Source organism: Bradyrhizobium sp., from assembly GCF_049581145.1.
GTDB lineage: Bacteria > Pseudomonadota > Alphaproteobacteria > Rhizobiales > Xanthobacteraceae > Bradyrhizobium.
Window position 1 is genome coordinate 1 of sequence record NZ_JBAURI010000304.1, and the last position, 11,040, is coordinate 11,040.

General features: G+C 62.6%; 10 protein-coding genes. 1 reads left to right on the top strand and 9 read right to left on the bottom strand.

Going from position 1 to position 11,040, the window contains the following annotated elements; translation table 11 throughout:
- Positions 1-252: 252 nt before the first annotated feature.
- Positions 253-474 carry a hypothetical protein gene (locus WCB02_RS10135; protein WP_423957937.1) on the top strand — a complete coding sequence of 74 codons (222 nt, stop codon included), beginning with the start codon at positions 253-255 and terminating at the stop codon, positions 472-474.
- Positions 475-534: 60 nt separating this feature from the next.
- Here WCB02_RS10135 and WCB02_RS10140 read toward each other — a convergent pair whose 3' ends face one another.
- The 9 genes from WCB02_RS10140 to WCB02_RS10180 form a co-directional block, all read right to left on the bottom strand.
- On the bottom strand, positions 535-1,656 hold the full coding sequence (locus WCB02_RS10140) for an ABC transporter permease (protein ID WP_423957938.1): 1,122 nt from the start codon (positions 1,654-1,656) through the stop codon (positions 535-537).
- Between the two features lie 4 nt (positions 1,657-1,660).
- On the bottom strand, positions 1,661-4,408 hold the full coding sequence (gene rbbA, locus WCB02_RS10145) for a ribosome-associated ATPase/putative transporter RbbA (protein ID WP_423957940.1): 2,748 nt from the start codon (positions 4,406-4,408) through the stop codon (positions 1,661-1,663).
- Positions 4,405-5,505 (bottom strand): HlyD family secretion protein, encoded by a 1,101-nt coding sequence (locus WCB02_RS10150; RefSeq protein WP_423957942.1) that lies wholly within the window; start codon positions 5,503-5,505, stop codon positions 4,405-4,407. Before WCB02_RS10150 ends, rbbA begins: the two co-directional genes overlap by 4 nt.
- Before the next feature lie 105 nt (positions 5,506-5,610).
- Positions 5,611-7,470 (bottom strand): tetratricopeptide repeat protein, encoded by a 1,860-nt coding sequence (locus WCB02_RS10155; protein ID WP_423957943.1) that lies wholly within the window; start codon positions 7,468-7,470, stop codon positions 5,611-5,613.
- 92 nt (positions 7,471-7,562) lie between these two features.
- The gene (locus WCB02_RS10160) at positions 7,563-8,297 is read right to left on the bottom strand and encodes a di-trans,poly-cis-decaprenylcistransferase (protein ID WP_423957944.1); all 735 of its coding nucleotides are present in this window, start codon (positions 8,295-8,297) and stop codon (positions 7,563-7,565) included.
- A 27-nt stretch (positions 8,298-8,324) separates the two neighbouring features.
- Positions 8,325-8,705 (bottom strand): transcriptional regulator, encoded by a 381-nt coding sequence (locus tag WCB02_RS10165; protein ID WP_423957945.1) that lies wholly within the window; start codon positions 8,703-8,705, stop codon positions 8,325-8,327.
- On the bottom strand, positions 8,692-9,309 hold the full coding sequence (locus tag WCB02_RS10170; RefSeq protein WP_423957946.1) for a hypothetical protein: 618 nt from the start codon (positions 9,307-9,309) through the stop codon (positions 8,692-8,694). Before WCB02_RS10170 ends, WCB02_RS10165 begins: the two co-directional genes overlap by 14 nt.
- A gap of 229 nt (positions 9,310-9,538) precedes the next feature.
- Positions 9,539-9,814, bottom strand: a complete 276-nt coding sequence (locus WCB02_RS10175; protein WP_423957948.1) for a DUF3551 domain-containing protein — start codon at positions 9,812-9,814, stop codon at positions 9,539-9,541.
- Positions 9,815-9,875: 61 nt separating this feature from the next.
- Complete coding sequence (locus WCB02_RS10180; protein WP_423957949.1) at positions 9,876-10,853, bottom strand: Bug family tripartite tricarboxylate transporter substrate binding protein; 978 nt, start codon at positions 10,851-10,853, stop codon at positions 9,876-9,878.
- Positions 10,854-11,040: the final 187 nt, after the last annotated feature.

Below are 11,040 nucleotides of genomic sequence, written 5' to 3' on the forward strand. Positions count from 1 at the left end.
CAGCAGCACCGTGGCCGCTGCAACAATGACTGTCGAAATCTGCTTCACGAACTGCCTCCTTGGCCCACCGCTGCAAAACGCTCCGTCCGATCACGTTACCATGCCGACATGTCGGGACGCAGGGAGCATGAAGGGGATACTCGATATTTGATCGCGCTTCCCAACGCGCTTCGCGGCCGGTCATGATGCGGGAATCTTCGACACGCCGCGGCCACGGAGTGTGACGCAGCCCACATACCGGCCATCGATTGGATGGTTTCTGTTCTCGAAACTGAAGGACAGATCCCCATGTATGTGTTGGACGCGCTTCTCCTCCTTGCGATGATGTTTTTCCTGTTTCTCCCGATCACCGATTGCAGGACGGCGCGGATGAAGCTCTGCATGGTGTGCGCCATCTGTGCGATTTTCGCCGTCACCGTGACCAGGGCGTACGGCCCGGACATCCAGCTTGCCAGCGCGGCGCACGATCGTTGAGCGGTGACACATGGCTTGACGCTCGCCGGGCGATGCTCTCCCGCCTGCCGCGGGCGATGGTCACCCCTGGCCGACCGCGGCGCGAAAGCGCCAGAGCGACAGGGCCAGGAACAACGCGCCGATTCCGGCCACCGCGACGAATTGCGGCCACACCACGTCCAGACCGGCGCCGCGGTACAGGATCGATTGCGCGAACGACACGAAGTGGGTCGACGGCGACACCTGCATGGCGCCCGCCAGCCAGGGCGGCATGCTTTCGAGCGGCGTGGCGCTGCCGGACAGGATGTTCATGGGAACCGCGACCAGCATATAGAGCAGGCCGAGCTGTGGCATCGATCGTGCGACAGTTCCAAGGAACAGCCCGATCGCGGTTGCAAAGAACAAATAGAGCATGACGCCGAACAGGAAGAGTGGAATCGACCCGGCAATCGGCACTTTCAAGAGCAGGCGGACAACAAGATAGAGGGCCAGCGCGACCGCCACGGCGATGACGAAGCCATTGGCCCAGATCTTGGACATTGCGATCTCGAAGGGGCTGAGCGGCATGACCATGAGATGATCCATGGTGCCGTGCTCGCGCTCCCGCACCAACGCCGCGCCGGCCAGGATGATCGCCAGCATGGTGACGTTACTGATGATGCCCATCACGCTGGTGAACCAGGCGGTCGTCACGTTCGGGTTGAATGCGATGCGGATCGCGAGATTGACCGGCGACAGCGGAGTCGATTCGGCATGCGACAGGAACTGCTCGATCTCGTCATCGATGATCTCCTGTGCGTAGCCGGAACCCAATCCCGCCTGCACCATCGCGGTGGCGTCCGCGTTGATCTGCAGCCCCGGTTGGCGGCCAGCCAGCACGTCGCGCTGGAAGTTCGGTGGAATATCGACGACGAAAGTGTACCTGCCGTTATTCATCAAATGCTCGACATCGGATTGCGCGATCAGGACCGGCGGCTTGAAATAAGGCATCAGAAATGCGTGCGTGATCCGCCTCGACAGTTCGGAGTGGTCCTCGTCGACGATTCCGATCGAGGCATGGTACAGCTCCTGCGAATTGCTTTGCGCCTGGCTGATAACCGCCAATGAGAATGAATAGACTACGAACCCCAACAGCACCCAGTCGCTGAAGAAGCTGCGCAGTTCCTTGGTGCCGAGCCAGAAGATGTTGGACAGCGATCGCATCGGCTCACCTCTCCTGCTTGCGCAACAGCAAGAGGCTGATCCCGGTCAGGATCGGGATGAACAAGGCGAGCATCAGGATGCTGGAGCCGAGATCGGCAAATCCCAATCCCTTGGTAAAGGTGCCGACGCTGATCGGCCGATAATAGCTCATGGGAAAGCACAGCCCGATCACCTGCGCCGTCCCCGACAGCGACGATACCGGAGTCATCATCCCCGAAAACTGCTGGGCCGGCAGCAGTGTGAGAATGGCGGTGCCGAACAGGGCGGCAATCTGCGTGTTGCAGAATGTAGAAATCAGCATGCCGTAGCCCGTCGTGGTAAAGACGTAGATCACCGTCCCAATCAGAAGGACCACGAAACTGCCCTTCAAAGGCACATTGAACAGCAGGATCGCCATCGTAAACATCACCAGGAAGTTGATCAGCGCGACCGCGACGTAGGGGAGCTGCTTTCCGATGAGGAATTCCAGCCGGGTCACCGGCGTGACATAGAGGTTGGTGATCGAGCCGAGCTCTTTCTCGCGGACGACCGCGAGCGCCATCAGGATGGCGGGAAACAATGCGAGCATCATTGCGATGGTCGACGGCACCATTGCATAGACGCTGTCAAAATCCTGATTGTACTTGAATCTGATTTCGATGTCGGCGGGGAGCGCCGCCGCGGGTTGCGTGGTTTTCACGGCCGGATCGGTGAGATAGAGCTGGTGCATGCTCTGCAGATAGCCGCGGATGGTTTCGGCGCGAAACGGCATCGCGCCGTCGACCCAGGCCGACACAAAGGCCGGGCGCCCGCGCTTGATGTCGAGGCCGAAGTTCGGCGGGATTTCGATGCTGGCCTGAATATCGCCGCTCTTCAGACGCCGGTCGAGATCCGCATAGTCGGCAAGCGGCGGCTTTTCCACGAAATAGGGCGAACCGCGCAATTCCTCCAGATAGGCGCGACTCTCCGGACTCTGATCGCGGTCGAGCACGGCAAAGGTCAGGTTGTTGACGTCGGTGGAAATGCCTAGTCCGAACACCACCATCAGCAGCGCGGTGCCGAACAGCGCGAACATCAAACGGATCGGATCGCGCAGCAATTCGAGCCCTTCGCGGATCGCGTAGGCGAACAGCCGCTGGAAGCTGAACAGGCCCCCCATCGCCCTGTCCGTCGCGTTTGCCGGGCTCGACGCGGAGCGCGGCGCCAGCGTCACGGTGACTGGCGCGGCTTCGATCGTGGTCGCCTGTTCGAGAAAGCCGATGAAGGCTTCCTCGAGGTTCTTCGCCGCCCTCGCCTTGATCAGGCCGTTCGGCGTGTCGGTCGCGAGCACGCGACCGTCATGCATCAGCGACAGGCGATCGCAGCGGGCCGCCTCGTTCATGAAATGCGTGGACACGAAAATCGTCATGCCCTGCTGGCGCGACAGATCGATCAACAGCCGCCAGAACTGGTCGCGCGCCACCGGATCGACGCCCGATGTCGGCTCGTCCAGGATCAGCAGGTCCGGCTTGTGCACGATGGCGACCGCAAGCGACAGCCGCTGGCGAATGCCGAGCGGCAGCGCCGAGGCCAGGCTGTCGAGATGTTCCGCGAGATCGCATTGCTCGACCAGTTCGGCAATCCGGCTCGCCGCGAAGGCGGCAGGCAGATGAAATAGCCGGGCGTGCAGCGTCAGGTTTTGCCGGACCGTCAGTTCGCCATAGAGCGAAAAGGACTGCGACATGTAGCCAACCCGGTTGCGCGCCTCGAGATTGCCGGCTTGCAGATTCTGCCCGAAGATCAGCGCCTCGCCCTCGCTCGGCGACAACAGGCCCGTCAGCATCTTCATGGTCGTGGTCTTGCCTGAGCCGTTCGAGCCGACGAAGCCGAATATCTCGCCCTTTCTGATGGTGAAACTGACCCGGTCGACCGCCGTGAAGTCGCCAAACCGGCAGGTCAGATTGTTGGCCACAATGACCGGCTCACTGGAGCCGTCGAGGTCCAGACGAACCGGTTTCTCCGCAGATCTCGCCTGCTCTCGTTGTGGCAGCAGCGCGACAAAAGCGTCTTCGATGGAGCCAGTATGCGTCTGATCCTTCAATCCCGAAGGCGAGCCGGTAGCGAGGATGCGCCCGTCATTCATGGCGATCAGCCAATCGAAGCGCTCCGCCTCTTCCATATAGGCGGTGGCGACGATCACGCTCATGGCGGAACTGGAACGCGCGCGCAGGCGATCGATCAGGTCCCAGAACTGCCGGCGCGACAGCGGATCGACGCCCGTGGTTGGCTCGTCCAGAATCAGGAGATCAGGATCATGGATCAGCGAACAACAGAGACCGAGCTTTTGCCGCATGCCGCCGGAAAGTTTTTTCGCCGGGCGGTCCGCGAACGCCGCGAGCGCGGTGCTCTTCAGCAATTCCTCGATCCGCCAGTTGCGCTCCTCCTGCGACTGTCCGAACAATCTTGCAAAAAACTCGATATTCTCGCGAACACTGAGATCGGGATAGAGATTCTTGCCGAGCCCCTGCGGCATGTAGGCGATGCGCGGGCAGACCCGGTTGCGGGCGCGCGCGTTCGACATATCGGCATCGAGCACAAAGGCCTCGCCTTGCTGGATCGCGCGGGCGCCTGCCAGAATCGACAGCAGCGAGGATTTGCCGACCCCGTCGGGACCGATCAGGCCAACCAGGCAACCCGCTGGCAGTTCGGCCGAGACATGATCGAGAGCGGTGACGCTGCGATAACGTTGCGAGATGTCCTTGACGATCGCAACCGGACGCAACACGTCCGTCATGGCGCAGCTTGCAGGTTCTTGGGCCATTCGACCGTCGGATTCCATCGCACATAGGTCAGGCCGGGCAGCCCGCTTCGGATGGCATCGGCATGCGCCTGCAATCGATCCTGATCGATGCGGACCCTGATCCGGAACATCAGCTTGTCACGCTCGGTCTGCGTCTCCACCGTCTTCGGGGTGAACTGCGCCTCGCTTGCCACGAACGAGACCTTTGCCGGGATCGGGTGATCGGGATAAGCGTCAAGCACGATGCGCGCATCGGCGCCGACCTTCACCTTGCCTGCCTCCTCGGTCGGCAAATAGATATCCATGTAGACATAAGAGAAATCCAGCATGGTAAACACCTTGCCGCCGGCAGCCAGCACCTCACCGATATTCGTCAGCCGATATTGAATACGGCCCCGTTTCGGTGCAACCAGCGTATTGTCGGCGATTTCGACCTTGTAATAGCCGGCATCGTGCTCGGCGGCTTCGAGCGCATGTTGCGCCTCGGTGATGCGGGCCTGGGCCGCGGCAAGCCCTGCATTCGCGGCATCGAGCTGCTGCTGGCGTTGATCGGCGATTTCCTGCGTAGTCCAGCCATTCTTCAGAAGGTTCCGCGCGCGATCCATCTCCTGCGCAGCCAAGGTCTGCTGGGTTTGCTGCTGCACGAGATTGGCCTGGGCTTCGTCGACGGCATGCTGTGCCTGGCGGCCTTGCGCTTCTGACTTCGACAACGACTGCGCGATATCCCTGGTGTCCATCCGCGCCACCACCTGCCCGGGCGAGACCAGATCACCGATATCGGCGAACAGCTCCGCAACCCGTCCGGCATATTTGGTGTCGATGTCGATTTCGTCGGCCTCGATGCGGCCGTTGCCGAAACTGATTCCGACCGGCAGCGGCGGGTGGGCCTGCTTCCACCAGTAGTAACCGCCGCCGCCACCGACCAGGGCAACGGCAAGCAGCGCGACCGCGACGCGTCGAAGCCGCCCAGTCCGCCTGGGTGGCAGCACCGGAACGGGAAGATGGCTGTGCGGCGGCGGAGCAACCGACGGCGAAGCGGATTCGTGCGGCGGCTTGACGCCTTCGATGAGCTGGTCCTGTGGATCGTCCATTGACGCGTGCCTTGCGGTTCGAAAGACCAGCTTCATTTGGCACGGCGGCGCACAAAACCGTTGACCTAGCTCAAGTTTCGGCCCTGCGCGCGGGAGGACCTCCGATCAAGTTTCGGTTACGTCCGACGCGGCTGCAATGCGGCGCTGCAGTTCAGTCCGCACCCGCGCCAGAACGTCGGCATAGTTGCGGCGTTCGTCCTGCCGAAACAGCCGCACTGTCGGATACCAGGGGCTGTCGTCGCGATCGAGCAGCCAGCGGTAGTCCGGCGTGTAAGGCAGCACAATCCAGGTGGGACGCCCCAAGGCGCCGGCAAGATGCGCCACGCTGGTATCGACCGTGATCACGAGATCGAGGCACGCCATCAGCGCGGCGGTGTCGACGAAACCGGCAAAATGTTCGGTGAAGTCGATGATGTCGCCTCGCGCCAGAAGCATCGCCTTGTCATCCGGCCGCGGGTCTTTCTGCAGGCTGTAAAAGGCGGCATCGACATCTGTGATCGCCGACATCTCGCGCAACGACATCGAGCGGTTGCGATCATTGCCGTGCCCGGGATTGCCGGACCAGACCAGACCAACGCGGAGCCTGTCACGCGGACCAAGCCGGCGCTCCCATTCCTGCACGCGATCCTCGGGCAACGTCGGCAGATAAGACAGCGCGGACGGAATCGTCTCAAGCCGGGTTCCGAACGCGAGCGGCAGGCTCGACAGCGGGCAATGCAGATCGAATTCGGGAAGCGTGACGGCTGTCTTCGGCAGGCACAATGACACGCCCTCCACCTCCGATAGCAGCGGATGCAGCACATCCTGCACTTCGAGAACGACCCGGGCGCCGAGTCGCGCCACCTCGGCCACGTAGCGGGAGAACTGAATGGTGTCACCCAGCCCCTCGTCGCTGTGCAACAAAATGGTCTTGCCGGTGAGCGGTGTCTCACCACGCCACACCGGCTGGGTGAATTGGCGGTCGACGAAGCCGACAGCGATGGATTTGCGGCCCCATTCCCGCGCTGCCCAGCCGCCGGCGAAATCGCCGATCAGGAGCTGGATCAGCGCGCGGTTCCAATGGGCGTCGGCATAGTCCGGATTGATCGCGGTCGCGCTTGCAAAACTCAATAGCGCCTCGTCGAAACGGCGGAGCTCGGACAACGACGTGCCGCGATGATTGAAGGCAAGGGCAAAATCCGGCTTGAGCGCGATCGCCTTGTCGAAATAGAGCAGCGCTTCCTGGTTGCGATCGAGCTTCTGCAGCACGAGACCGACATTGTTTGTAATTTCGGGATGATCGGGGGCCAGCGCGAGCGCTCTGCTGCAATTGGCCAGCGCGGCCTCGAACCGCTTGAGGCGGAGCTGACAGATTCCCTTCAGGTGAAGCGCCCCGGCAAGACCCGGATCGATCGCCAATGACCGGTCGAAGCCCGCGATCGCGGCGTCATAGCGTCCGGCTTCGAAATGCACGAGCGCGCTGGCGTTGACGGCTTCGAGATAGTCCGGGTCGACTTTCGACGCCTGGTCGAAGCTCAGGAGGGCTTCGTCCAGGCGCTTCTGCTGCTGCAGGATTTCGCCGAGCTTGTACCAGGTCTCCGCGAGCGCGGGATTGAGCACCAGCGCGCGATCATAGCACTTGATCGCCTCATCGAGACGACCTTGGATCCGCAGCGTCCCACCGAGATTGGCGAAATAGTCGGCAACTTCGGGGTTTTGTCGAATCGCCTGGGCAAACCACTCGATCGCGAGATCATGCTGCTGCGAGGCAAAACACAGCATGCCCATCAGGTGCAGGGAATCGGCATGGCCCGCATCGATGGCGAGCGCGCGCCGGCCGCATTGCTCCGCCTCCGCGATCTGCCCCGCCTGGAGGAGGCGAAGCCCGGCCTCGAAGAACGCAGCCGGGGCGTCGCTGCGCAGCGGCGGCGCGGCGGTGGATTTGGCGGATTGTCTGGCGGACTCTCGTCGCTGCTGACGGTTCATCGGCGCGTTTCATGGAGCTACGCTCGACGTAGCCATGCGTTTCAGTAGATGATTCCCGTCCCGCGGCAAAGGCGCGGCCCGAAATTCGAACTTCACAGGCTGGGAGCCGGCTCGAGCGGCAGCGATTGCAGGCCGCCGAAGCGGCGTTCGCGATGATGAAAGGAAGCCAGCGCGGCGGCGAGATCGTCGGCGTCGAACTCGGGCCACATCTTGTCGGTGAAATGCAGTTCGGCATAGGCGCCTTCCCAGAGCAGGAAATCGGACAGCCGCTGCTCCCCGCTGGTGCGGATGATCAGGTCGACATCGCGCAGGCCGGCTTCGCCGGTGACAAGCTGCGAGAACGTTTCGCGGGTGGGTTGAGCGGTTCCGGCGAGTTTCGCCGCGGCGTTCAGGATCGCATCGCGCGAGGAGTAATCGACGGCGATGCGTAAATTGAGCACGGCGCCATCGGCGGTGGCCGCCTCAGCCCGTGCGATCGCCGCAGCGATGCCGTCGGGCAGCCGGTCGCGGCGCCCGATCACCTTGAGGCGAACGCCGTTGCGGACCAGACTCTCCACCTCGTTTGCGAGATAGAACCGCAGCAACGTCATCAGGGCCGCCACCTCCGCGCGTGGCCGGCGCCAATTATCGCTGGAAAAGGCATATAGTGTCAGTGTTCCCACGCCATGGTCGGGCGCGGTCTCGACGATACGCCGGATGGTCTCGACCCCGGCTTCATGCCCACGCAGACGGGACAGCCCGCGCCGCGTGGCCCAGCGGCCGTTGCCGTCCATGATGATTCCGACATGAAGCTTGGGCGCAAGTCTGGCCCGGAAATCACTTTGCATTACAAAGTTCCCCCGTAAAAAAACAGATCAGGTCGACAGAATCCCGAGCCGGCCGAGCGGCGTGTGCTCGCCGCCCGCGGCCTTGGCGGCGTCGCGCACCAGCCGCTCGAGAACGGCGAGATAGTCGAGAAAGCGGCGGCGACCGACCTTGGTCAGGCGGCAGGAGGTATGGGGCCGATTGCCTTCATAACCCTTGGTGACGTCGACCAATCCGGCCTCCTGCAGCACCTGCAGATGACGGCTAAGATTACCGTCGGTCAGTCCGCAGAGCTGCTTGAGATCGGCGAAGGCGAGGCCCTTCGGATGAGCGATCAGCGAAGTCAACAGGCCGAGCCGCGCCTTTTCATGGATCACGCGGTCAAGACCGTCATAGGAGAACGGCGCAGTCATCACTTCACTCCTCGGCATCGGCCTCTCCGGATGCAAAATAAATGATCGCAGCCGTCAGCAATTGGCCAATCACGAACGGCACTCCCATGGTCCAGGGCGACAGCGCGTGGGTCTGGCTCGCGAGCAGCAACACGATGAAGCCTGCGACGAAATACCAGGCGCCGGCGAGCCAAACCGTGCGCGGCAGCGAACGGACGGATGCGAATACGCCCAGCGAGACCAGGATCTGCCAGAGGCCCGGCAGCATCCACAACGCCTCGGGTGCGAACTTCCAGAGCATCGCAGCCAGCAGCACGCCGGCCATGGCAGCAGGAAGAAACTGCTCGACCGCCTGATGGATCATGGCGTCCGCGAGGCCCGAATGGTGCCGGCGCGAACGCGCCACCATCTCGATCCAGATCATCGCCGCCGACAACAGCGCAGCTGCGGCCCAGCCGAACAAAAAGGTCAGGGGATGGCGGCTAGGTTCGTCGAGCCAGCCATATTGCAGCACGGCCGTGAGCAGCGCGACGCCCGCAGTCGCAGCGATCGCCGCCGGACCATAGCCGCGAAACGCCGTTCCGGCGGCAATCTGGCTGCGAATGGCGATGATATCGGCCAGCGCCTTGTCGAGATCGCGCATCGATCACCTCAACTTTGCATCGCAAAGTATACGGAATCGCAAAGCCGACGCAAGTAGGCTGTACGGCGCAAAGGTCCGCTGGCGCATAAGTCCGTTAATCGTTAACCATCTCGCACGCAGACAAGGCGCGAGCCCGCAGGCTCCTGATCTCCCAACCAGGCCGAACCGGTCGGGAGCGCGGGACGGGAGCGCCCGGCAAGCTCTGATCCCGATCGCTCCCTGATGGACCTCACCAGGCGCGATACGGGTCCGGATATCGCGCATAGTGACCGCGGCGCGGCAAGCGGCCGAATGCGACGCGCGGATTGACGTTGCAATAGAGGGCGCGGCCTGACGCGCTTGCCTGGCACTGGTCATAGCTCTGGTACGAGCAGTCGCCCGGAACGCCTACGCCCCTGCCCTGGGCACACCAGGGATAATCATAGGCCGCGGCGGGACCCGAAACCGAAAGGCCCATCACCCCCGCAACCGCGACGGTCGCGATCGCCAACATCACTTTACGCATCATCCATCCTCCGCAACTCGCCGGGCCTTTGGACAGAACCCAAGAGAAACCAGGTCGGTTCCTATTCCACTCTCAAGCCGGCGAATTCGACTACTTTTTTCCATTTCGCGGTCTCGGCCTTGATCATGCCGCCGAACGCCTCGGGCGACTGGATCAGCGGCTCGCCGCCGAGCTCGACCAGGCGCTGGCGCATCTCGGGCTCGGCCAGGATCGCGTTAATCGTCGAATTGAGCTTTTCGATGATGTCCTTCGGCGTATCCTTTGGCGCGCCCATACCGAACAGGGCGCTAGCCTCATAGCCCGGAACGGTTTCGGCGATCGCCTGCACGTCGGGCAATTGCGGCGACCGTTCGGTCGTCGTCACGCCCAGCGCGCGCAATGAGCCGGCGCGGATATGCTGGATGATCGATGGCATGTTGTCGAAGATCACCTGGACCTGGCCGCCGAGCATGTCGCTGATCGCGGGTGCCGCACCGCGATAAGGCACGTGCTGCATCTTGGTGCCGGTCATCGCCATGAACATTTCGCCGGAGAGATGCACCGAGGTGCCGTTGCCGGAGGACGCCATGTTGACCTTGCCGGGATTGGCCTTGAGATAGGCGATGAACTCGGCGACGTTTTTCGCTGGCACGTCCTTGTTTACCGTCATCACGTTGGGCACGCGCTGGAACGATGCGACCGCAGCGATGTCGCGGACGAAATTGAACTTCAGATTGACGTAGAGCGTGGCGTTGATGAAGTTGGCCGGGTTGACCAGCAGCACCGTATTGCCATCCGGTTGGGCATTGACCACCGTCTCGGTGCCGATATTGTTGCCGGCGCCTGGCTTGTTCTCGATCACGAATTGCTGGCCGAGCTTCTCCGACAGCCGCTGTCCGACCAGGCGGGCTATGATATCGGTCGCGCCGCCCGGCGGATAGCCGACCACGAAGCGCACCGGCCGGGTCGGATAGTCCAGCGCCGCTGCCGCGCTGCGCACCGAAGCGACGGCCGAGCTGCCCATGGCGATCAGGCCGATCGCGGTACGGCGCGAGATCATCATGCATTTCTCCCGAATTATGTTGTTGTTGTCACGAGGTTGGAGGGCGTTGTAACAAACAACGCCGGCCGCGGCCAGCGCGCGCCGCCCGCGACGAAAGGATGAGCCATGCCGGTCAGGGTCAACGCCATCGACCATCTCGTGATCAATGTCGACGACGTTGCGCGCTCCGCCGCGTGGTACGAGA

What these genes read in the sequence shown, in the direction of transcription:
- WCB02_RS10170 (WP_423957946.1), bottom strand. Translation starts at nt 9,309, where the DNA reads ATGCGCGATCTCGACAAGGCGCTGGCCGATATCATCGCCATTCGCAGC.
- WCB02_RS10150 (WP_423957942.1), bottom strand. Translation starts at nt 5,505, where the DNA reads ATGGACGATCCACAGGACCAGCTCATCGAAGGCGTCAAGCCGCCGCAC.
- WCB02_RS10140 (WP_423957938.1), bottom strand. Translation starts at nt 1,656, where the DNA reads ATGCGATCGCTGTCCAACATCTTCTGGCTCGGCACCAAGGAACTGCGC.
- WCB02_RS10175 (WP_423957948.1), bottom strand. Translation starts at nt 9,814, where the DNA reads ATGCGTAAAGTGATGTTGGCGATCGCGACCGTCGCGGTTGCGGGGGTG.
- WCB02_RS10135 (WP_423957937.1), top strand. Translation starts at nt 253, where the DNA reads ATGGTTTCTGTTCTCGAAACTGAAGGACAGATCCCCATGTATGTGTTG.
- WCB02_RS10165 (WP_423957945.1), bottom strand. Translation starts at nt 8,705, where the DNA reads ATGCCGAGGAGTGAAGTGATGACTGCGCCGTTCTCCTATGACGGTCTT.
- WCB02_RS10160 (WP_423957944.1), bottom strand. Translation starts at nt 8,297, where the DNA reads ATGCAAAGTGATTTCCGGGCCAGACTTGCGCCCAAGCTTCATGTCGGA.
- WCB02_RS10180 (WP_423957949.1), bottom strand. Translation starts at nt 10,853, where the DNA reads ATGATCTCGCGCCGTACCGCGATCGGCCTGATCGCCATGGGCAGCTCG.
- WCB02_RS10155 (WP_423957943.1), bottom strand. Translation starts at nt 7,470, where the DNA reads ATGAACCGTCAGCAGCGACGAGAGTCCGCCAGACAATCCGCCAAATCC.
- rbbA (WP_423957940.1), bottom strand. Translation starts at nt 4,408, where the DNA reads ATGACGGACGTGTTGCGTCCGGTTGCGATCGTCAAGGACATCTCGCAA.